Source organism: Marinilactibacillus piezotolerans, from assembly GCF_900169305.1.
In the GTDB taxonomy this organism is placed as follows: domain Bacteria; phylum Bacillota; class Bacilli; order Lactobacillales; family Carnobacteriaceae_A; genus Marinilactibacillus; species Marinilactibacillus piezotolerans_A.
On record NZ_FWDP01000004.1, the window covers coordinates 375,751 to 396,593 of the forward strand.

Sequence of the window (20,843 nt, forward strand, 5' to 3'; positions counted from 1 at the left end):
AGTTGCTAAATAAACATATTTGAATTCAGGTCTGATCCTCCCGAGTAGGGAGGATTTATTTTTGCCCATAATTAAAAAAAGTTTCAAGAAAAGAAAAAGTAAGAAATAAAAGTAGAAGGAATGAATGGTCTGATGAAGGAACTTATAACAGTTTTGATGGTCCTGATTGGGTCTGTGATTGGAATCTATTTGATCATTATCCTATCAAGACCTAAGCAGGATACGAAAAACGAACAGAAGGTTACAGCTGCAGTTCTAAATTCAATCTTAGGTAATCAGTTGAAACAGAAAAAGAAACTATTTACCAGAATAATTTTATTTCAGTTTCTATTGCTATTTGGTTATACTTTAGTTAGTGTTTGGTTGGTATTTGATTATCAACTAATTCGAATAGTTGGTATATTTCTACTATTAATAGAATTGATTGAAGTGGCGTTTAGGCTTATTGTAATCAAAAGAGCCAAGCAATTGAAGTCAATGCTTTCAAATAACTGGATTTCGAAATGTTCGCCCTATATTTATCTGGTTGGCATCGCAATATTGATTGGTACGATGATTTAACACCAGGTTCCAAAAAGTACAGAAGAAGAGAAAGAAAGGACGGTTGATATGAGCTATAAATTATTAGCGACTGCTGCCAGCGGCTTAGAAGCTTTAGTCGGAAAAGAACTGAAATCGCTGGGATATGCAACTCAGGTCGAAAACGGTCGGGTTCGATTTGAAGGAGAAATAGAAGATATTGCCAAAACAAATCTATGGCTGAGAACCGCAGATCGTGTAAAGATTATTGTTGGAGAATTCGAAGCTAAAACCTTTGATGATCTGTTTGAGAAAACGAAAGCTTTACCATGGGACCAGCTGTTGCCGCTTGATGCTGCTTTTCCAGTATCAGGAAAATCGCACAAATCCACACTGTATAGTGTTCCAGATGTCCAAAGGATCGTCAACAAAGCGATTGCGGATAAATTGAAAGAAGTCTACCATAGAAGAGGTATGCTGCCAGAATCAGGAGCAAAATATCCGATTGAAGTAGCTATTTTGAAAGACAAAGTCTTACTGACAATTGATACAACTGGCCCCAGCTTATTCAAACGCGGTTATAGAGTTGATAGAAAAGGGGCAGCACCTTTAAAAGAAAATATGGCTGCTGCCTTAGTTATGTTGACGACATGGCGCAAAGATCGTCCATTTGTAGATCCGGTCTGCGGATCAGGAACGATTGCCATAGAGGCAGCCCTAATTGGTCACAATATCGCTCCAGGCTTTAATCGTTCATTTTTATGTGAAGGATGGGACTGGATGCCTAAAGATATGTGGGCAGCCGTTCGTCAAGAAGCAGATGATCAAGCTGATTATGATGCAGAACTGGACATTTTAGGTACCGATATCGATCATAACATGATCGAAATTGCTAAGGAAAATGCCATGGAAGCAGGCCTTTCACACAGTATTGAATTCAAGCAAATGCAAGTAGCTGATTTTAAAACGGATAAAGAATTCGGGATAATCGTAGCCAACCCGCCTTACGGGGAACGTCTGGGCGATGAAGAAGCAGCTGCTCAAATCTATCGTGATATGGGAAAAGCGTTTAAGCCGCTGGATACTTGGAGCAAATATATTATTACCAGTGACCTGGACTTTGAAAAACATTACGGCGAAAAAGCTACGAAGAAACGGAAATTATATAATGGATATTTAAGAACAGATTACTTCCAATATTGGGGTAAAAGAAAGTAAAAAAAGAAAGGCTGTTCTGGCAGTCTTTCTTTTATTTTAATAATGTTTATGACGTCAAGATAGTGTACTGATTGGTTGATTGAAAGAGAACAGAAAGCGGGAGGCAAACAATGACAAAACAAATTTATCTATTACCAGTAGAAAAAGAAGATCTGGACTTTATGCTTAAAATGCGTAAGGATCCGGACATAATGGAATTCTGGTTCGGAGAACCTTATATGACTAAAGAGAAATTAACAAAATTCTATGATGATAGTCAAAAAGATGATACTATAAGACAATTTATTGCTTATTCAGATGACCAAAAAATAGGTTATACCAGTTTGTTTAGAATCAGTCTGCGTCACCGGACGGCAGTTTTCGGCATCATGATAGATGCTGACCATCAAGGAAAGGGATATGCTGAACATATTGTGCATGAAGTTGTGAAGTATGCATTCTACCATTTAAACCTGAACAAAGTAACGTTAGATGTTGTGGATTATAATGAAAAAGCCATACATATTTATGAAAAAGTCGGGTTCAAGATTGAAGGCAGAAAAGAACAGCAGTACATGATTAAAGGGAACTATCACACTGGCTATGCAATGGGCATTTTGAAAGCAGACTATGAAAAAAGTAATAAATACTAATATCCTACTCAAACGTTTCGGGCTGATTCAGGTCCGAAACGTTTTTCTTTATAGAAAATCAGGTGTAAAATTAGTGTATATTATAACCCTTTATGTTAAGCATAATTTATTCAAACAGTGTATATCGTTAAAGAGCTGTAAAGACTCTATCAAACCTGTATTTACAGTTGTTAATCCTAATGAGAACACCTTTTCTTATGTTATACTTCGGTTGTAATCACTAGTGATACCTAAATAAAAGAAAGCATTTGGCCTGATCTGCAGCGAGAAGCGAGTCAAAATAGGAGGGTGTAAAAAATGATGGTAGGTTATAACGAATACGTCACTTTATTTAGCGGAGATCATATTCTGTTTGTTTTAGGATTAAGCCTTTTTGGACTCTTATTATTTTATTTTAGACATTCCATAAAACAAAATAGAGAAAGAGTGACTAAGTGGATTTTATTTGTGAGTTTACTGCAGCAGATACTCTTATATAGTTCCTATTTTTTCCTTACAGAATTCGACATTTCTGAATCTCTTCCAATGCACATCAGCCGAATTAGTACGATCCTTGGGATTATCTATCTCTTCAACAAGAATGAAAAGCTGATAAAAATTTTATTTTACTTCAGTCTTTATGCATGGATCAGCTTTATATATCCAAGTCAAATCCAGAGTTTCTTCCATCCATTAGGTGTCAGTTTCTTTGTAAACCATACTGTAACATTGCTGTTGCCGTTTTATGCAATGATCGCATATGATGCACGAATCACTCCAAAAGATAAAAATATGGCTTTCCGTTGGTTCTTACTGTTTTTAGGTTCAGCCTACTGCGTAAACATATTAGTCGATGGCAATTACTTCTATTTAGTAGATAAACCGATCTTTGCTTCAACGCCTGATTTCATCTATATTCCTGGCGTCATTGTCTTTGCTTATCTGTTATTCTCAGTAGGAGAAGCCGGCTATTCAGTCGTACAAAAACGATTGGACCTGGCGACTAGACCATTACTTATAAATCAGTTGAGCGAATCAGAAACAAAACCGAGAAAAATCCAGTAAATGGATCTTCCTCGGTTTTATGATTAATCTTCAGGTTTATATTTAGATTCTAAACGGCTCATTCCCAATCCTAAGAAAAGTCCGATAACGCCTAAAACGACTGCAAAGCCTATATCTAAAACACTCAATCCGCTGAATTGATCAGCTGACGGAAAGATAATAACTGTAGAAGCAATAACGATTCCGACAATAAAGTGGAAAATAATGCTATAGTAACGATTCATCAAGTGGTTGACCAATTTAGAAAAGGCAATGACACAGAAAATCGCTCCAATAGAAACGGGGATCAAGACAGAAAAATCTAATCTGCTGATTGCACCTGTCAGCGGCTCGTACAGATTCATATAGATCAGGAAATTGGAAGGACTTAACCCGGGAACGATGAATCCTGATGCGAAAATAACTCCAGACATCAGCCAAGTAAACGTATTTTGCGGAACATTAAGATTCAGGTAAATATTTGCTGTAACCAGCAGAATGAATGACACAATTGCAGTAGCAGTCAATAATACAATATGCATAGTCTCTCTTCCGTGAATACCTGCTTTTTTGTAAAGCAAAGGTACTGTTCCGAAGATACAGCCCATGAAGAATAGCAGAATATGTACAGGATGACTAGCCAACAGTGCTTCGATTGGGTAAGCAAGTATGATGATTCCAAAAAGAGCGCCGAAACCAACAGGTAAAAAGTGTATGACTTTTTTGATGAAATCTTCTCTTATATTTGAGATGAATTGAATGAGATCTTCATAAATTCCGAATACGGCTGCTAAAGCACCACCACTTACACCAGGTAAAATAGCACCAGATCCGATAAACATACCTTTTATAAAATCAATGATCCATTTAATCACTTTGTTATTCAATTTTAGAACCTCCATTTCTCTCATTATAATAGACTAGAGTCTCAAGAGAATCAATCAGTATCCCTTTTATTTAAATAAAGCTTAATCACCTTAACAGGAAGAAAAAAGTGTAAAAACAAGAAAGGGTTATCAGCTGAAAATAAAATTAAGCATATCTTGTGAAGGTAGCTTCCTATCTGTATTATAATAAAAAGAGATCGTTTTTTATTTTATAAATAGATGGAGGTTTATTTCCTTGTCAGATTTGTCACTAATATGGCTTTTTATGTTTCAACTGATTTTTATTTTACTAAATGCTATTTTTGCAAGTGCTGAGATAGCAGTCATAACGATCAACGATAATAAACTGGATCGAATGGCACAAGAAGGAAATGTACGAGCGAGCCGTTTGAAAAAACTAACTGAGAATTCTTCTGACTTTTTAGCCACGATCCAAATAGGGATCACCCTGGTTAATTTACTAAGTAGTGCGGTCGCGACGGAAAGCTTTTCCAATCGCTTAGTTACACTGCTGTCTGCAATTGGAATAGGGATTCCTGAAGCGGTGTTAAATATTCTTTCTTTAGTCGTCATTACATTACTTCTAACCTACTTTACAGTGGTCTTAGGTGAATTGGTGCCGAAACAGCTGGCTTTAAAAAATCCTGAAAAAATTGCATTATTATTGTCTGGACTTGTGTATGTCATTTCTAAAGTCTTTACACCAGTGGTACGGCTATTTTCTGCATCTACGAGCGGGTTGTTGCGACTGTTCGGCGTTAATCCGAATGTAAATGAGGACTCGGATCCTGAAGAAGAAATTCGCTATATGTTAGATATAGGTTCTCAGACAGGACAGATATTGCCGGATGAAGGAAATATGATTCAAAACATATTTGAATTCGATGATATATCCGTAGAAAAGATTATGACCCATCGAACAGCTGTGGTGTTCCTATGGTTAGAGGACAGTTCAAAAGAGTGGGAAGAAACGATTCTTGAAGGGAGGCATTCGATCTACCCAGTCTGTAAAGAATCTCCGGATAATATAGTAGGGATTCTTTATACTAAAGATTACTTCCGAGTAACTGACAAAAGTATTCCCTTCTTGAGAAAAGAGGTTATTCGTCCTGTACCTTATGTACTGGAGTCTGTTAAAGCAGATGTTTTGTTCCGAAATATGAAACAGACAAAAGACCGATTTACTGTAGTCATTGATGAATTTGGCGGTACAAGCGGTATTGTAACGATGAATGATTTGCTGGAACAAATTGTGGGAGAATTCAATGATGATATTCTTATAAAAAAAGATTCTACCGATATTAAGTTTTTGAACCAGGACTCTTGGCACGTGTCGGGAGATACGTCTTTAAATAAGATAAATCATCAACTTGGGATTTCTTTGCCGGAAGATCAATACGATACACTAAGTGACTTTTTCATGCAGGAGGCTATTAAACAGAATTTGAATGACAACAACTTGATTACTTTAGAAACTTATCAAATTCAATTAAAAAATATTTTAATGCGGGAAGAGCATTTAGAACAAGCCGTCATTATTAAATTAACAGATGAAAAATAGAGAGAAAATCAGAATCATCTCTCTCTATTTTCTTTTTCACTTCATTTTAAATTTGTCACTTCTTTATAGCCTTTTGAAGAGCCTGTTTAGCCAGATTATCAGCACCTCTATTTTGCTTTTCTGGGATCCACTTAACTTCCCAGAAAGCAAATTTTGTTAGTAAAGTGAGACACTCATCCAGATAAGGTTTAAAAATATCGTTTTTTACATATTGTTTTTCAAGGGACTTAGCAACAATTTGACTATCTGTATAAAGTAAGAGAATAGATGACTCATCGAGATTTTCATTCAGCCACTTGGCTGCTAGTCTCATAGCTTCCCATTCTGCACTGTGATTATCCCATTTTCCGGAAAGCGGGATAGATAACTGCTCATATTTTTGAGTTCCTGAGAGAATGATTCCTATTCCAGCTGACCCGGGATTGCCATTTGCAGCTGCATCGGTGTATACTTTAAACATTATTTCACCTTTTCGATTATTTTATTTTAGGAGTAAGATAGCATATGAATATAAAATCAAGTTCCAAAATTAGATTAAATTTAGAACCGGCCTATCAATCTATGTACTACAGCAGCGTATTTATTTCTTTTTGCATAGCTATTGTCTTTACCACTACACTTGAAAGACTGAACTGGGGGACTGTACTGTTTGTATTTATTGGATTGATTTTGTTGTATCTTATTAGAAAAGCAACCTTTGTGACGATTTACAGAGAAAATTTGTACTTGCAATATCTTGCAGGAGTGAAAAAAGAAGAAATTCCTTTAAAACAAATAATTTCTGTAAGTATTTCAAATGAATCGAACCAAGTCTCTTTACTGCTTTCAGACCAATCAACTTATTTATTTCATCTTACAAAGAACAATCAGAAACTATTCGTTGAAAAATTTGAAGAGAATTTTCAACTACCTATAATCTTGCAGGAAACTTAATCACTTTTAAGAAAAGGATCAGACAATTGTCTGATCCTTTTCTGCATTTAGTTTTGATCTGATGATTCTAAAACGCGTACTTTTGTAGCTTGAGGGCCGCGGTTGCCTTCGACAATTGAAAATTCCACAAGTTGACCTTCTGATAAGCTTTTAAATCCTTCTTTATCAATTCCAGTGAAATGAACGAAGATCTCCTCTTGATCATTATATTTAATGAAACCATATCCCTTTTGATTACTAAACCATTTTACTTTACCTGAAGTCATAAACATCCTCCTAAAGAGTGATAAGGTCAAATACTAATACGCTTACCGTCAGTATAAAGAAAATTCTTAATAAGTGCAATCATAGCCTGACACAAGTTGGAAGAGATACAGCAACCCAACATTTCTGACTGAAACCTCTCCTATTCAAATCAAGATATGATAGAATGGAGGTACTATAAAAAGAGGGGTGGGTCTAGATGAAAGAATTAAAAGTAGAAAATTTGACTCATTCATATGGAATGAAACAGTTATTCAAATCAGTCTCTTTCTCTATATCTGAAGGTCAACGCGTCGGCTTGATTGGGGTAAATGGTACAGGAAAATCCAGCTTTCTGAAAGTCCTGACGAAAGAGTTCGGACCGGATACTGGGGAAATCATCCAACCTAACGATTACAGAATCAGTTATCTAGAACAAAAAAGTGAATTAGATGCTGACAAATCAGTCTTAGACACTGTTTTTGACGGTGAAAATGCACTAATGCAGACCGTACGCGAATATGAAGCGGCACTGCAGCAGTTGACAATTGATCCAATGGATACTAAAGCTCAGAAAAACTTTTCTAGTGCTGAGCAGAAAATGAATAGTGAAAATGCCTGGAATGCAAGCACCTATGCAAAAACAATTTTAAATCGGTTAGGAATAACTGATATGCAGGTTAAAGCAGGAGCGCTTTCTGGAGGTCAGCAAAAACGAGTTGCCTTGGCACAAGTATTGATTCAGGAACCAGATCTTTTGATTCTTGATGAGCCGACCAACCATTTGGATTTTGAAATGATCAAATGGCTTGAAAACTTTTTGCTGTCATATAAAGGAGCATTGCTGTTAGTAACGCATGACCGGTATTTCCTGGATAATGTCGTGAACCATATCGTTGAGTTAACACATGGAAGATTAGAGAGATATACAGGCAATTATCAAGAATATGTCCGATTAAAAGCGGAACGAGAAGAAACAGAAGCTCAAAAATCACATAAACAGAAACAACTTTATAAGCAAGAGCTTTCTTGGATGAGAGCTGGTGTTAAAGCCAGAGGTACGAAACAGCAGGCACGGATCGATCGGTTCAATGATCTGAAAGAGAATGTTTCAACCTATGATCCGAAAAGTTCTCTGGAATTGAATCTAACAGGTAGCCGCTTGGGCAAAAAGGTTCTCGAATTAGAAGATGCAACCTATTATAGAGATGATCAAGTCATTCTCGATCAGTTCAATCTGCTGATCCAGCAACAGGATCGTATCGGGATCACAGGAGAAAACGGGTCAGGCAAGACCACATTCCTTAATATACTGGCAGGCAGACTGCCCTTGCAAAGTGGAATGATCGATGTAGGAGAAACGGTGAAAATTGCTTATTACACTCAATTAAATGAATCCATGGATGAAAGCAAACGGGTTATTTCTTATCTGCAGGAAATTGCAGAAGAAGTACGGATGGCAGATGGATCAACTGCCAGCGTATCGCAGCTGCTGGAACAGTTTTTGTTTGACCGTTCTACTCACGGTACAATCATAGGGAAACTTTCTGGTGGAGAAAAAAGAAGATTATATTTGCTGCAGCTATTGATGCAGCAGCCGAATGTTTTATTACTGGATGAGCCTACTAATGACTTGGACATTCAAACGCTGACGGTCCTCGAAGAATATATCCAGCACTTTTCCGGCGCTGTCATTGCCGTATCTCACGACCGGTACTTTTTAGACAAGATCACGACTAAATTATTGATCTTTCAAGGAAACGGGAAAATACAAGAGTATTATGGAAAGATGACGGAATACTTGGCTGCCGCTGAAGCAAATGAGAAATCAGCGGGTAAGGAAACGATCGAACCTGCTCCAGCAAAACTTGAAGAACCAGTCAAAAAAGAAAAAGTTAAGCTGACCTACATGGAACAAAAAGAATGGGCAGTAATCGAAGATGAAATCACCCAATTAGAGATGGAACTAGAAAATATCCAAGAAGAAATGGCAAATGCCGGCAGTGATTATGAAATAATCGGACAACTGAATGACCGTCAAAAACAAGTTGAAAGTCAGCTTGAAGAAAAAATGGAACGTTGGGAATATCTAAGTGAATATGCATAAAAGGAGCACGAAAATGGAACAGGCCTATCTTGATTTAGCACAGAAGATTTTAGACGAAGGAAGCACACGAGATGATCGCACAGGGACTGGTACTAAATCGATTTTTGGACATCAAATGAGGTTTGATCTTCAAAAAGGATTTCCGCTTTTAACAACTAAAAGAGTTTATTTTAAACTGATTAAAAGCGAGCTTCTCTGGTTTTTAAAAGGAGATACTAATATCAAGTATTTACTTGAACATAACAATCATATTTGGGATGAATGGGCATTTGAACGATATGTTCAATCAGAAGATTACACAGGACCGGATATGACAAATTTCGGGTTGAGATCGCAAGAAGATGAGACGTTTAACGAGGTTTATCAAAAAGAAAAGCAATTATTTAATCAAAGAGTTTTAGAAGATGATGATTTTTCAAAAAAACATGGAACACTAGGAAATGTATATGGTGCGCAGTGGCGGACTTGGCCGACAACAAATGGTGAAACAATCGACCAGATCCAGAATGTCATTGAGTCTATCAAACACAACCCGAACTCGAGAAGACATATTGTATCAGCCTGGAACCCAGAAGAAGTTCCCGATATGGCTTTGCCGCCGTGTCATACTTTATTTCAGTTTTATGTTCAAGATGGAAAGTTAAGCTGTCAACTTTATCAAAGAAGCGGGGACGTCTTTTTAGGAGTGCCTTTCAATATTGCCAGCTACGCTTTATTAACACATTTGGTTGCCTATGAAACAGGACTGGAAGTTGGAGAGTTTGTGCATACTTTGGGAGATGCTCATCTATATTTAAATCATATGGATCAAATAAAAGAACAGCTGTCTAGAGAACCTCTTCCATTTCCGACGTTGGAATTGAACAAAGACAAAAAAAGTATCTTCGATTTTGAAATTGATGATATAAAAGTTACTGGATACAAACCTCATAAAGGCATTAAAGCACCAATAGCTGTTTAAAAAAAAGTTAAAGAGGTACGACATGGAAACTAGACAAATAACTTCAGAAAGATATGCATCTTATGTGCAGCTTTTTATGAGTGTTTTCAATCAGCCGCCTTGGAATGATCAATGGACAAAAGAAAAAGCCGCACTTTATTTAAAAGATATTTTTAATACTCCCGGATTTATCGGTGTTGAAGCTCTTAAAAATAATCAACCGGTTGCTGTAGTGATCGGCAATCATAAACATTGGTGGAGCGGGGACGAGTTTTTCATTCAAGAGATGTTTGTCTCAAAAGCTGAACAAGGGAAGGGAATTGGAAAAGAACTATTTAAATATCTGACTGTTCTGCTAGAAGAGAGAAATATAAGCAATTTATCATTATTGACGGATAAAGGTATCGACGCAGAATACTTTTACAAAGCAAATGGAATGAAGCAGATTGAAAGACTTATATTCTTCAGTAAGGAAATATAAAGGTAGTTGTCAAGTGCAAGCAGTTGGTTTCCGGGTAGTTGCATTTGACAACGAAAGGGGAAGTTGGATTGATAACATTTGTATGGGCCGAAGATGAAAATGGTTTAATCGGCAAAGGGGGAAGTCTTCCTTGGAACTTACCCAATGATATGAAATTTTTCAAAGAGGTTACCCTGACAGGGAATGTGCTAATGGGGAGAAAAACGTTTGAGTCTATTCCTAATCCTCCATTGAAGAAGCGAGAAAATGTCGTTTTGACGAGACAAACTGATCTTGAAATTGACCATGTTTTAGTCATGCATACGAAGGAAGAAGTACTAGAGTATGCTGAACGCACAGATAAACCGCTGCATATCATCGGAGGATCTGACATTTTTGAATTGTTTGTCTCAGATGTGGATATGCTGTACAAGACAAAAATTCATGATCAGTTTTCAGGAGATACTTTTATGACTTCGATTAATTATCAGGAGTTCGATTTAGTTGAAGAAAAAGAAGGCATCCTTGATGATCAAAATAGCCATCGCCATACTTTTCAAATTTACAAAAGAAAGTAGAAAAAAGATCAAGCATTAGCTTGATCTTTTTTCTACTTTTAGGTATATAAATAAATTGAGAAAAACATACACACTGTACCGCCTAAGACAAATAAGTGCCATACAACATGCATAAATCTAACGTGCTTCATACGGTAGAAAAGGGCGCCAACAGTGAATGACAAGCCGCCTGCTACTAACCAGATGAATCCCTCTGTTCCTAAACCTTGATACAGGTAATTCAAGAAAAATAAAGAGATCCAACCCATAATGATATATAACCATAAAGAAAGTCCCTGAAATTTCTTGAACCAGACTGTTTTGTAAATGACACCCAACACAGCAATGGACCAAATGATGGTCGTTAAGATGACCCCTAAAGTACCTGATATGGTAATCAAAGTATAAGGAGTATACGTGCCGGCGATCAAAACGAAGATACTGCAGTGATCCAAAACTCTGAATACTTGCTTAGCTCTCGTAAAGGTTAGACTATGATACAGTGTTGAACATAAATAAAGCAGCATCAGTGAAATACCGTATACCACATAAGAGGTTACTTCAACGACTCCACCTAATTCAAGTCCTTTTCTCACTAGAAAAACTAACCCTACTGCACTTAAAATGAACCCTAATCCATGTGTAATAGCATTTAAGACTTCATTCCAGATTAGATATCCTCTCGAAAAGAGTTTACCTGATGACTTTTCTTGCATAATACCCCTCCTAATACAGCCTTGCTTCTGTACGTCATGGCGATAGTTTGGTATACTGATTTTTGAATATACTCAGGATAGTAATCTATCAACCAGACAAATTTAGTATAGCATAGATTTATGAAAATATGCGAATATTCAAAATGAAAAATGATACAGTTATAGTCAACAAAGAGCTATGACACAGTTTTTTAAGGAAGGGTAAATATGAAAAAATTTAAAAGCATCATTATAAATGCCTTAGTGATTGTTGTCACAGCCGTTTTGGTTTTTGGAGTATTAGAATTAGGATTTTCTGATGACGATTCTCAGAGTGAAAGCGTTCCTTCAGAAGAGGAAATGGCAGAAGTATCTCTGGATCTGGTTGCAGTCGGAGATTCATTGACTGAAGGTGTCGGAGACAGTACCCAACGCGGAGGATTTGTCCCGCTGGTTTCAGATCAATTGCGTATGCATCCTAACGTTCAATCTGTCCAAACACAAAATTTTGGAAATGCTGGAGATACATCCAGTCAAATATTGACAAAACTCTCCAATGAAGAATTATTACGAAATGCAGTAACAGAGTCGAATGTCATTACTCTGACAGTAGGAGGTAATGATATTGTCCATACGTTTGGAGACGTTGGAATAAATGCTTCTTTTGAAGACTTTAGTGCTTCTATTAATGAATATAAAAATAACGTACAGGAAATATTGTCTACCATACATGAATTAAATCCTAATGCATTAATCTATATTATTGGACTTTATAATCCATATCATTATTATTTTTCAGAATTTTCTGAACTTCAAGAAGTCTTTGATAACTGGAATGCGACAACGGAACAGTTAGCTGATCAACAAGAAAGAGTCAGATTTGTTGCTGTTGATGCACTTTTTAATCCTGCTGAAATTCAAGGAGATATTGAAGAAAATGTTGAGGATGCTGAGAATCTTGAAGAATTAGAAGATGAAAATCATCCTTATCTATATGAAGGGGATCTATTTCACCCAAATGATGCTGGCTATCAAATCATGGCTGATGCTCTTTATGACCAAATTCAACGAGATCTTTCAGAGAATTTAAATTTATTTTTAACACAATAAAAAGCATTGAATAAAAGGAGAGAAAGCATTGGCAGAAAAAAGAACGAATAGACCGGATAATAAATCTCGCTCAATTAATGGCTGGAAATGGGCATTTTTAGTATTGATGGGTTTATTGATTGGAATCGGAATTTGGTTATTGATCCAGCTGCAGCCGGTAAGTGTAGGGGAAGAAAACACGGCACCGATCTCAACAGCGGAAGATGATTTGATTTTTGAGATGAGTACAACTAAAGAAGATGTCACTAGATTGACAAACTTATATCTGCAAGAGGAACTTGATAATCAGTTTTCCGGATTCGAATTTAGTCTTGAGGAGTCAGCGGAGTTGAGCGGAGAAATAGAAGTGTTTGGATTTCCAATACAGTTTTCACTATTTATGACGCCGTATGTGTTGGAAAACGGGAATCTTCAATTAAGAGGAGAGTCTATCAATATTGGCTCATTGGATCTGCCTGTCAGTTTTGCGATGGCCCAGATAGCTCGTCAAGTTGATTTTCCAGAATGGATTGCCATTGATAGTGAGAGTCAGTTTATCATTGTCAATCTGAATGAATTCTCATTGGATAATGGAACGCAATTCTCATTAGACCGTATCAATTTAGAAAAAAATGATTTACGCATCAATATTCATTTGCCAGTAGAGGCTATTAGATGATAAACTTATCCAGATAAAAAAACTATAAAATTGATTATTTAAGTAGAAGGAGTGTCTAGAAAAATGGAAAAAGCTTTATTCGCTGGGGGCTGCTTCTGGTGTATGGTAGAACCGTTTGAAGAACAAGATGGAATAATCTCTGTGACATCTGGTTACACCGGCGGTCATATAGAAAATCCTACTTATGAGCAGGTTAAGTCTCAGACGACGGGACACACTGAAGCTGTAGAAATCGTATTTGATCCAAAAAAAATGACGTTTGAAGAACTTCTCGAAATTTACTGGAATCAGACTGATCCTACAGATGCTATGGGTCAATTCATGGACAGAGGAGATAGTTATCGACCAGTCATATTCTATTACAATGAACAACAGAAAACTGCTGCAGAACAGTCTAAACGTGCACTGGAAAGTAGTGGTAAGTATACTGAGTCTATCGTTACAAAAATTGAGGAAGCTGATACTTTTTATAAAGCAGAAGAAGAGCATCAGCAATTTTACAAAAAAAATCCGCGAAGATATCAGCAAGAGAAACGTGAAAGAGCAGAATGGGAAGAGACGAATGCTGCTGAGGCTCGTTTATGAGAAGATCCTTCTATCATTATTTAATGACGCAACGAGACCCGAACAAGAAAGATGATATTACCTTGTTCGCTAATGCCGTTGAAAAAGACGGCAGTTTTCCTAAACATTCTGAACAATATGATGAGATCAGTGCTTACCTAGAACTGAACGGACATTATCTTCCGAGTATGGATGTTTTTGATGAAGCTTGGAACTACTATAAGGAAAATAACGCATAAAATAAAAGGAGAGATAACATGAGTACACATATTGGAGCAAAAAAGGGAGACATCGCAGATACAGTGCTATTACCGGGAGATCCTCTGCGGGCTAAATATATTGCAGAAACATTTCTGGAAGATGTTGTTCAATATAACACCGTACGAAATGCTTTCGGCTACACAGGAACATATAAAGGGAAAAAGATTTCTGTTCAGGGTACAGGCATGGGTATTCCCTCTATTATGATTTATGTTGAAGAACTGATCAATGAATATGGTGTTGAAACTTTGATGCGTGTTGGATCAGCAGGTGGAATGAAAGAGGAAGTTCAAATCCGTGATGTGGTACTCGCTCAAGCTGCAGCTACTGATTCTAGTGCTGTTAAAAATACTTTTGGTCATCAAGTCGACTTCGCTCCGATCGCTGATTTTGAATTATTAAAGACAGCATTTGAAGTCGGTCAAGAAAAAGGGATGGAAGTCAAGGTTGGAAACGTGCTGAGCGCTGACCGTTTCTATAATGAAGAACTGGATAAAAAGAAATTGGCTGACTATGGTGTCATGGCGGTAGAGATGGAAGCGGCAGGACTTTATTTGCTTGCGGCTAAGTACAATAAAAAAGCGTTGGCCTTGTTAACAATCAGTGATCATTTGCTGACTGGCGAAGAAACAACTTCAGAAGAACGTGAAAGAACCTTTGACGATATGATGATCATCGCTTTAGAAACAGCCATTCAAAATAAGTAATGGAATAATTTCCCTTAAATTATCGCTGTGATCTTTGAAGAAAAGAGGAATCAGATGGAACAAGAACCTAGTCACGATAAAAAAGCAAAAAAAGTCAGTCTTCTGATTTATATCTGCTCAATGATCACTGTGCTCATCATTGGTGTCGGTGGGACTGTATTGTTTTTTGAAACAACTGATCAACCATCACCTGCTACAGAAGAAGCAGCACTAGTTCAAGATTCAGCAGAAGAGACAAAACCAGAACTTGAAGCGGATCTGCAGCAAGTCAGCGAGTTATATTCTGTACTGTTGGCTAATTATTTCGAAGAAGTTGATCCTGCAGTTCTTGTAGAAGGTGCTTTGGAAGGGATGGCTGACGCTTTAGGCGATCCTTACACGGAATACCTTGATGCTGGTCAGTCAACGTCACTTCAACAAGATACCCAAGGAGAATTCGAAGGAATTGGTGCTGAAGTGATGAAAGAAGGCGAATTTGTCCTTATCGTCTCTCCTATTGAAGGCTCGCCGGCAGAAGAAGCTGGACTCCAGGCGAATGACTTGATTAAAGAGATAGATGACGAACCAGTAGCGGAATTGTCCTTGCAAGAAGCGGTTGCGATCATCCGCGGACCAAAAGATTCGGAAGTAGAACTTTTGATGCAGCGCGCTGGCGAGGAATTTACAATAACCATTACCAGGGATTCTATTCCGGTTGAATCTGTAAACTATAACTTGGATGAAAATGATCCGTCTATCGGGTATGTACAAATTACGAATTTCAATAGTCCGACATATGATGAAGTTGTTAATGCAATAAACGACTTAAACGATCAAGGTGCTGAAAAATTCATCTTTGATGTTCGAGGAAATCCAGGAGGGTTGCTGAATAGTGCTCTGCAGATCTCTAATATTTTTGTAGAAGACGGACAGCCCCTTATGCAATCTCAAGGCAGAGGCGAAGAGCCATATGTATATGTTGCCGACGAAAGCCTGGGTTCAGTTAAATTCAACAAGCCCGCTGTTCTGCTGATCAATGAAGGAAGTGCAAGTGCTTCAGAGATTCTAGCAGGAGCTGTAAGCGAATCGGCAAGTATTCCTTTAATCGGTCAGACAACTTTTGGTAAAGGAACCATTCAGAATGTTGCACCATTGTCAGGGGAAGGCGAGATCAAATACACTACCGGAAAATGGTTGACAGCTGAGGGAGAATGGATCAATGAAAAAGGAATTGTTCCAGATATTGAATCAGCAATGCCAGAGTATCAAAGTCTGCTGATCATCAACAGCGAACAAACTTACCAACTGGGAGACGTTTCTCAAGAAGTTGCTAATCTGAATGCAGTACTGAAAGCATTAGAATTCAAAACAGGTGAATCAGGAAATGTCTTTACAGAGAACACGAAGACAGCTGTAGAAGACTTTCAATCTGAAAACGATTTAGAAGTCAATGGTATAGTAACAAGGGCAACTGCTAATGCACTAGTTGAAGCCTTAAGAACGTTAATTGAAGAAAACGATACTCAGTATCAAGAGGCAGTCAATTATCTTCAGGACCAATAAGGTAATAGAGTAATTTAGATGAAGCGATTTATGTGAAAACATAAATCGCTTTTATTCTTGCTTTTCAAGACAGTTCTTACAATTTGTAAGAACTGTCTTGAAAAAACTTGATATAGTGCGGGTTTGTAAGCTATAATTAAGTAATTGATTAGTTCATACGGCCGTTTTGAGGAAAGAGGATGTATATGCAGAACAGTCTTAAAAAATTAAGACGAAGACGCATGGCGAAGCTTGCATTTATTTTGTGTATACTTTTTATTTTTTTGCGTCTCTATATTTTTATACCAACAGATGTAACGGGAATTTCTATGTATCCAACACTAAGTTCAAACGATAAGGTACTCATGTCAACAGTCTCTCGAATCGAGCGGTTCGATATTATTGTTTTCACAGACCCGATGAATAAAACAGTTGTAAAACGAGTGATTGGTCTACCGGGAGAAACGATTCGTTATGAGCAAGATCAGCTCTATATAAATGATGAGGCAATTGCAGAGCCATTTTTGAACCGTCCTGAAATCATAGATGAAAAAGGATTATGGACTTCTAATTTCACCTATATCGGTTCAGAAGGGACTGTTGTTCCGGAAGGTCAATACTTTCTTATGGGAGATAATCGTCGATATAGTTATGACAGCCGTTTTTATGGTAGTATAGCAGAAGAAGAACTGATCGGAGAAGTTCTTATGTTGTATGATCCGATAGAAAGGTTTGAAATATTCCAATAAGTTCAGTATCAGAAAAAGTATATTATGTGTGCAGAAAACTAGAAAAGAGGGTTGATTAATGGATAATCAACATGAAGAAAATATAGAATTTGAACCGAGAAAAAGCAAACACAGTAAAAAAAACAAACAAAAAAAGCCTGAAAAGAAGAAGTCATTCCTGCAGGAACTATTGAGTACAATTGTCTATATTGTAGTTTTGACAGGGTTCTTTTACTTAGTACAGACTTTTCTATTCGCTCCTGTCAGTGTAGAAGGTGAATCGATGGCGCCGACACTTGAAGATGGCGATAAGTTATTACTAAATAAGGTAGCAGATTATGAGCGATTCGATATCGTGGTTTTTCCTGCTCCTGATGAACCAGATAAACAGTATATCAAACGTATCATTGGCTTGCCTGGTGATGAGATCAGATATGCAGATGATACATTATATATAAATGATGAACCGGTTGAAGAAGCCTATCTTGATGGAACATCTCTAGAATCTTCTGGTGTTATCGGATCGATCGACGAGTTTTCTTTAGAATCTCTGCAAGGTGTAGCAACCGTTCCAGAAGGCAGTTATTTTGTAATGGGAGATAATCGTAATAATTCTAGAGACAGTCGATATTTCGGATTTGTTTCTGGAGAAACCATTATCGGTGAGACCGCCTATCGCTTCTGGCCGCTGAATGATTTTGGAAAAATAGATGAAATCATTGAATAATTTATTAATCTAGTTGGTAGCGGAAGATCAACCTTTCATACCAACTTTTTTGATGTAATCTTACTTTAAGTAATTTCAAGATAGGAGAATCAACAATGACAATACAGTGGTATCCTGGCCATATGGCTAAAGCAAAAAGACAATTTCAAGAAAAACTGAAACTGGTAGATGTAGTCTTTGAACTAGTAGACGCCCGCATCCCGTATTCAAGTCGAAACCCTGACCTTATAGGGATGATTGGAGACAAGCCTAAGGTCGCAATTTTAATGAAAAGCGACCTTGCTGATACCAAAAGAGTAAACGAATGGTTGAAGTACTACGAAGAACAAGGTCTATTTGCCTTATCGATCAATGCAAAACAAGGACAAGGCATGAAAGAGGTTATCAAGTTAGCAAAGGTTGCTTTAAAGCCTTTTTTTGAAAAAAGAGCAGAAAAAGGAATGAAACCTCGCGCTATAAGAGCAGTATGTGTAGGCATTCCAAATGTAGGAAAGTCAACGTTGATCAATCGCTTTGCTGGAAAGAATATTGCCCAGACAGGAAATCGTCCTGGTGTAACAAAAGCTCAACAATGGATTAAATATGGAAAAGAACTGGAGCTGTTAGACACACCAGGTATTCTTTGGCCTAAGTTTGAAGACCAGGAAGTTGGAAAAAGACTGGCAGTTACCGGAGCAATAAAAGATACCTTGCTGCATCTCGATGATATAGCTTTATTCGGTATGGATTATTTAGTGAGACACTATCCCGGTGCTCTAGCCAACCGTTATAAATTTGACCAAAAGCTGGAAACAGAGTTATCTTTGCCTGATCTATTAATGGAAATCACTCATTTGAGAGGATTCAAAGACGATTATGAGCGTGCATCTCAAATGCTGATATATGAATTAAGAGATGGAAAAATTGGCAATTTTACTTTTGAAACACCAGCAGATATTCCTTTAGAAAGTGATGATTATGAAGAAGCTGACCATTAAAGAGATCAACGCTGAACTATCAAGCATCACAGAAGAAACAGATCCATTTATTATCGCTTTGGAACAAGACGAAAGGGCGGGTGCTCAGAAAGCCTTAAATAAATGGAGAAAATTCCAGTTGCAGCAGACTGAATTACTTCGTAAGTACAAAGAAATGTCAGTTTTTGAAGAACAAGCTGAGCTTGCTGGTGCTCATAGGATTGCCGGCGTCGATGAAGTCGGAAGAGGACCACTGGCAGGTCCAGTGATGGCTGCAGCTGTTATACTGGACCCGGATAAACCGATTTTTGGACTAGACGATTCAAAAAAACTGTCCGATAAAAAGAAAAATGAATTGTATGATCAAATTATGACGAAAGCTATTGCAGTCAGTTCTGCGATTATAGAAGCGGATGAGATCGATCGAATCAATATTTATCAGGCGAGTAAGCGTGCAATGGAAAAAGCGGTAGAACAGTTATCGATTCCAGCAGATTATTTGCTGATAGATGCAATGACCATTGGAAACAACCTTCCTCAAGAAAAATTGATCAAAGGCGATGCTCGAAGTGTCTCGATTGCTGCAGCTAGTATCGTGGCTAAAGTAGAACGTGATCGCTTGATGGAAGAATATGGTCAAAAGTATCCTGGGTATGGTTTTGAAAAAAATGCTGGTTATGGAACTAAACAGCATCTTGAGGGATTGGATCATTATGGCGTTACACCGATTCACCGCATGACATTTTCCCCTGTTCAGTCCAGACTTTAAATTCGTGACTTTTTCTTCTTTCTGCACAATGTATATAATAAGGACCTTTCTTAAAAAGTTTCTACTATTATATATACAAGGAGAAGAGAAGATGGATTCATTTAAAAAGATTGAACGATATTGTTTTGCTTTAGCCCATTATACAAAGATGTCGCTTGAAGAAAAATGGATATTGATTAGAGAAAGTTTTAATGATATTGAATGTATTGATCGGGACTATAAAGTACTGGACCAGCAAAAGAAGCTTTCTGCACAAAAGAAGGCTTCTTTTTTTGAGTTTGAAGCTGACTTTGAATATAAAGCGGTACAGTTTGAGCTGAAACAAAAAGATATATCTTGGTGCAGCTTCTTTGAGGAAACTTACCCTAAAATGCTGAGAGAGATTTATCTTCCGCCGCTGCTTTTGTTCTATAAAGGGAATATAGACTGGCTGAATCGTCCGGCTATTGGTGTAGTCGGTGCCCGATTATGTTCTGACTACGGGAAAGCTGCTATACAATCGCTACTGCCTGAATTAATACAGAACGATATTATTGTATGCAGCGGACTCGCCAAAGGAATTGATGCGGAAGCTCATCGTCAGACGATTTTAAATAATGGGAAGACCATCGCTGTTATTGGTACAGGAATTGATCGTTCTTATCCAATCAGCAATCGCCGACTCCAGGACGAAATTGGAGAACATCATTTGCTGATTAGTGAGTTCCCGGCAGGGACTAAGCCTTTAAAGCATCATTTCCCTTTACGCAATCGAATCATCTCAGGAATCAGTCAAGGAGTCATGGTGATTGAAGCCAAGAAAAGGAGCGGAAGCCTGATTACCGCTTTTCAAGCGCTGGAGCAGGATCGAGAAGTTTTTGCTGTTCCTGGACCAATCTTCAGTCCGGTTTCAGCAGGTACAAATGAACTGATTAAGTCAGGTGCTAAAATGGTCACTTCGGCTCAAGATATTCTCGAAGAATATCCTTATATCAGACTGAAAAAATAAGTTCTAAAATAACTTCTTTTAATTTTTTTAATCTTGAAAGTTGACAAACCCTATTCTTATAGCATATGATGAGTAACGA

Annotated in this window: 24 protein-coding genes; 20 read left to right on the top strand and 4 right to left on the bottom strand. The window is 37.5% G+C overall.

Annotated elements, in window-relative coordinates:
- Positions 1-609 precede the first annotated feature (609 nt).
- The 3 genes from B6F02_RS05790 to B6F02_RS05800 all read left to right on the top strand — a co-directional run bounded on the left by B6F02_RS05790 (position 610) and on the right by B6F02_RS05800 (position 3,413).
- Positions 610-1,737, top strand: a complete 1,128-nt coding sequence (locus tag B6F02_RS05790) for a THUMP domain-containing class I SAM-dependent RNA methyltransferase (protein WP_080146418.1) — start codon at positions 610-612, stop codon at positions 1,735-1,737.
- Between the two features lie 110 nt (positions 1,738-1,847).
- On the top strand, positions 1,848-2,369 hold the full coding sequence (locus tag B6F02_RS05795; protein ID WP_080146419.1) for a GNAT family N-acetyltransferase: 522 nt from the start codon (positions 1,848-1,850) through the stop codon (positions 2,367-2,369).
- 297 nt (positions 2,370-2,666) lie between these two features.
- Complete coding sequence (locus B6F02_RS05800) at positions 2,667-3,413, top strand: YwaF family protein (RefSeq protein ID WP_080146420.1); 747 nt, start codon at positions 2,667-2,669, stop codon at positions 3,411-3,413.
- Between the two features lie 23 nt (positions 3,414-3,436).
- Here B6F02_RS05800 and B6F02_RS05805 read toward each other — a convergent pair whose 3' ends face one another.
- Complete coding sequence (locus B6F02_RS05805; protein ID WP_256864655.1) at positions 3,437-4,279, bottom strand: DUF368 domain-containing protein; 843 nt, start codon at positions 4,277-4,279, stop codon at positions 3,437-3,439.
- Positions 4,280-4,514: 235 nt separating this feature from the next.
- Between B6F02_RS05805 and B6F02_RS05810 the strand changes: the two genes are divergently transcribed.
- Complete coding sequence (locus B6F02_RS05810) at positions 4,515-5,840, top strand: hemolysin family protein (RefSeq protein WP_080146422.1); 1,326 nt, start codon at positions 4,515-4,517, stop codon at positions 5,838-5,840.
- Positions 5,841-5,895: 55 nt separating this feature from the next.
- Here B6F02_RS05810 and B6F02_RS05815 read toward each other — a convergent pair whose 3' ends face one another.
- Positions 5,896-6,300, bottom strand: a complete 405-nt coding sequence (locus B6F02_RS05815) for a ribonuclease HI family protein (RefSeq protein WP_080146423.1) — start codon at positions 6,298-6,300, stop codon at positions 5,896-5,898.
- Between the two features lie 44 nt (positions 6,301-6,344).
- Here B6F02_RS05815 and B6F02_RS05820 point away from each other — a divergent pair, with 44 nt between their 5' ends.
- The gene (locus B6F02_RS05820; protein WP_080146424.1) at positions 6,345-6,773 is read left to right on the top strand and encodes an EbsA family protein; all 429 of its coding nucleotides are present in this window, start codon (positions 6,345-6,347) and stop codon (positions 6,771-6,773) included.
- A gap of 47 nt (positions 6,774-6,820) precedes the next feature.
- Here B6F02_RS05820 and B6F02_RS05825 read toward each other — a convergent pair whose 3' ends face one another.
- Complete coding sequence (locus B6F02_RS05825) at positions 6,821-7,039, bottom strand: cold-shock protein (RefSeq protein WP_080146425.1); 219 nt, start codon at positions 7,037-7,039, stop codon at positions 6,821-6,823.
- A 197-nt stretch (positions 7,040-7,236) separates the two neighbouring features.
- Between B6F02_RS05825 and B6F02_RS05830 the strand changes: the two genes are divergently transcribed.
- The 4 genes from B6F02_RS05830 (at position 7,237) to B6F02_RS05845 (ending at position 11,101) form a co-directional block, all read left to right on the top strand.
- The gene (locus tag B6F02_RS05830; protein ID WP_080146426.1) at positions 7,237-9,123 is read left to right on the top strand and encodes an ABC-F family ATP-binding cassette domain-containing protein; all 1,887 of its coding nucleotides are present in this window, start codon (positions 7,237-7,239) and stop codon (positions 9,121-9,123) included.
- A 13-nt stretch (positions 9,124-9,136) separates the two neighbouring features.
- On the top strand, positions 9,137-10,084 hold the full coding sequence (locus B6F02_RS05835; protein WP_080146427.1) for a thymidylate synthase: 948 nt from the start codon (positions 9,137-9,139) through the stop codon (positions 10,082-10,084).
- Between the two features lie 22 nt (positions 10,085-10,106).
- Entirely contained in the window at positions 10,107-10,544 is a 438-nt protein-coding gene (locus B6F02_RS05840; protein WP_080146428.1) for a GNAT family N-acetyltransferase, read from the top strand.
- Positions 10,545-10,612: 68 nt separating this feature from the next.
- Entirely contained in the window at positions 10,613-11,101 is a 489-nt protein-coding gene (locus B6F02_RS05845; protein WP_080146429.1) for a dihydrofolate reductase, read from the top strand.
- A 38-nt stretch (positions 11,102-11,139) separates the two neighbouring features.
- Here the strand turns inward: B6F02_RS05845 and trhA are convergent, their stop codons facing one another.
- The gene (gene trhA / locus B6F02_RS05850; RefSeq protein WP_080146430.1) at positions 11,140-11,796 is read right to left on the bottom strand and encodes a PAQR family membrane homeostasis protein TrhA; all 657 of its coding nucleotides are present in this window, start codon (positions 11,794-11,796) and stop codon (positions 11,140-11,142) included.
- A 207-nt stretch (positions 11,797-12,003) separates the two neighbouring features.
- Here trhA and B6F02_RS05855 point away from each other — a divergent pair, with 207 nt between their 5' ends.
- The 11 genes from B6F02_RS05855 to dprA all read left to right on the top strand — a co-directional run bounded on the left by B6F02_RS05855 (position 12,004) and on the right by dprA (position 20,764).
- Positions 12,004-12,885, top strand: coding sequence for a GDSL-type esterase/lipase family protein (locus B6F02_RS05855; protein WP_080146431.1), 882 nt, complete (start codon positions 12,004-12,006; stop codon positions 12,883-12,885).
- A 28-nt stretch (positions 12,886-12,913) separates the two neighbouring features.
- On the top strand, positions 12,914-13,543 hold the full coding sequence (locus B6F02_RS05860) for a YpmS family protein (RefSeq protein ID WP_080146432.1): 630 nt from the start codon (positions 12,914-12,916) through the stop codon (positions 13,541-13,543).
- A 63-nt stretch (positions 13,544-13,606) separates the two neighbouring features.
- Positions 13,607-14,128 (top strand): peptide-methionine (S)-S-oxide reductase MsrA, encoded by a 522-nt coding sequence (gene msrA, locus B6F02_RS05865; RefSeq protein ID WP_080146433.1) that lies wholly within the window; start codon positions 13,607-13,609, stop codon positions 14,126-14,128.
- Positions 14,125-14,346 carry a YozE family protein gene (locus B6F02_RS05870; protein WP_080146434.1) on the top strand — a complete coding sequence of 74 codons (222 nt, stop codon included), beginning with the start codon at positions 14,125-14,127 and terminating at the stop codon, positions 14,344-14,346. Before msrA ends, B6F02_RS05870 begins: the two co-directional genes overlap by 4 nt.
- A gap of 18 nt (positions 14,347-14,364) precedes the next feature.
- Positions 14,365-15,075 (top strand): purine-nucleoside phosphorylase, encoded by a 711-nt coding sequence (gene deoD / locus B6F02_RS05875; protein WP_080146435.1) that lies wholly within the window; start codon positions 14,365-14,367, stop codon positions 15,073-15,075.
- A 54-nt stretch (positions 15,076-15,129) separates the two neighbouring features.
- Positions 15,130-16,617, top strand: coding sequence for a S41 family peptidase (locus B6F02_RS05880; RefSeq protein WP_080146436.1), 1,488 nt, complete (start codon positions 15,130-15,132; stop codon positions 16,615-16,617).
- 185 nt (positions 16,618-16,802) lie between these two features.
- Positions 16,803-17,345, top strand: a complete 543-nt coding sequence (lepB, locus tag B6F02_RS05885) for a signal peptidase I (protein WP_256864656.1) — start codon at positions 16,803-16,805, stop codon at positions 17,343-17,345.
- Between the two features lie 58 nt (positions 17,346-17,403).
- Positions 17,404-18,051 (top strand): signal peptidase I, encoded by a 648-nt coding sequence (gene lepB, locus B6F02_RS05890; protein ID WP_080146437.1) that lies wholly within the window; start codon positions 17,404-17,406, stop codon positions 18,049-18,051.
- A 95-nt stretch (positions 18,052-18,146) separates the two neighbouring features.
- Complete coding sequence (gene ylqF, locus B6F02_RS05895; RefSeq protein WP_080146438.1) at positions 18,147-19,028, top strand: ribosome biogenesis GTPase YlqF; 882 nt, start codon at positions 18,147-18,149, stop codon at positions 19,026-19,028.
- A complete protein-coding gene (locus tag B6F02_RS05900; RefSeq protein ID WP_143745224.1) occupies positions 19,009-19,776 on the top strand; it encodes a ribonuclease HII in 768 nt (255 codons plus the stop codon). The genes ylqF and B6F02_RS05900 overlap by 20 nt, the downstream gene beginning before the upstream one ends.
- 91 nt (positions 19,777-19,867) lie before the next feature.
- The gene (gene dprA / locus B6F02_RS05905; RefSeq protein WP_256864657.1) at positions 19,868-20,764 is read left to right on the top strand and encodes a DNA-processing protein DprA; all 897 of its coding nucleotides are present in this window, start codon (positions 19,868-19,870) and stop codon (positions 20,762-20,764) included.
- Positions 20,765-20,843 lie beyond the last annotated feature (79 nt).

Coding starts and splice junctions, on each gene's coding strand:
- B6F02_RS05790 (WP_080146418.1), top strand. CDS start 610: ATGAGCTATAAATTATTAGCGACTGCTGCCAGCGGCTTAGAAGCTTTA.
- B6F02_RS05795 (WP_080146419.1), top strand. CDS start 1,848: ATGACAAAACAAATTTATCTATTACCAGTAGAAAAAGAAGATCTGGAC.
- B6F02_RS05800 (WP_080146420.1), top strand. CDS start 2,667: ATGATGGTAGGTTATAACGAATACGTCACTTTATTTAGCGGAGATCAT.
- B6F02_RS05815 (WP_080146423.1), bottom strand. CDS start 6,300: ATGTTTAAAGTATACACCGATGCAGCTGCAAATGGCAATCCCGGGTCA.
- B6F02_RS05820 (WP_080146424.1), top strand. CDS start 6,345: ATGAATATAAAATCAAGTTCCAAAATTAGATTAAATTTAGAACCGGCC.
- B6F02_RS05825 (WP_080146425.1), bottom strand. CDS start 7,039: ATGACTTCAGGTAAAGTAAAATGGTTTAGTAATCAAAAGGGATATGGT.
- B6F02_RS05830 (WP_080146426.1), top strand. CDS start 7,237: ATGAAAGAATTAAAAGTAGAAAATTTGACTCATTCATATGGAATGAAA.
- B6F02_RS05835 (WP_080146427.1), top strand. CDS start 9,137: ATGGAACAGGCCTATCTTGATTTAGCACAGAAGATTTTAGACGAAGGA.
- B6F02_RS05840 (WP_080146428.1), top strand. CDS start 10,107: ATGGAAACTAGACAAATAACTTCAGAAAGATATGCATCTTATGTGCAG.
- trhA (WP_080146430.1), bottom strand. CDS start 11,796: ATGCAAGAAAAGTCATCAGGTAAACTCTTTTCGAGAGGATATCTAATC.
- B6F02_RS05855 (WP_080146431.1), top strand. CDS start 12,004: ATGAAAAAATTTAAAAGCATCATTATAAATGCCTTAGTGATTGTTGTC.
- msrA (WP_080146433.1), top strand. CDS start 13,607: ATGGAAAAAGCTTTATTCGCTGGGGGCTGCTTCTGGTGTATGGTAGAA.
- B6F02_RS05870 (WP_080146434.1), top strand. CDS start 14,125: ATGAGAAGATCCTTCTATCATTATTTAATGACGCAACGAGACCCGAAC.
- deoD (WP_080146435.1), top strand. CDS start 14,365: ATGAGTACACATATTGGAGCAAAAAAGGGAGACATCGCAGATACAGTG.
- B6F02_RS05880 (WP_080146436.1), top strand. CDS start 15,130: ATGGAACAAGAACCTAGTCACGATAAAAAAGCAAAAAAAGTCAGTCTT.
- lepB (WP_256864656.1), top strand. CDS start 16,803: ATGCAGAACAGTCTTAAAAAATTAAGACGAAGACGCATGGCGAAGCTT.
- lepB (WP_080146437.1), top strand. CDS start 17,404: ATGGATAATCAACATGAAGAAAATATAGAATTTGAACCGAGAAAAAGC.
- ylqF (WP_080146438.1), top strand. CDS start 18,147: ATGACAATACAGTGGTATCCTGGCCATATGGCTAAAGCAAAAAGACAA.
- B6F02_RS05900 (WP_143745224.1), top strand. CDS start 19,009: ATGAAGAAGCTGACCATTAAAGAGATCAACGCTGAACTATCAAGCATC.
- dprA (WP_256864657.1), top strand. CDS start 19,868: ATGGATTCATTTAAAAAGATTGAACGATATTGTTTTGCTTTAGCCCAT.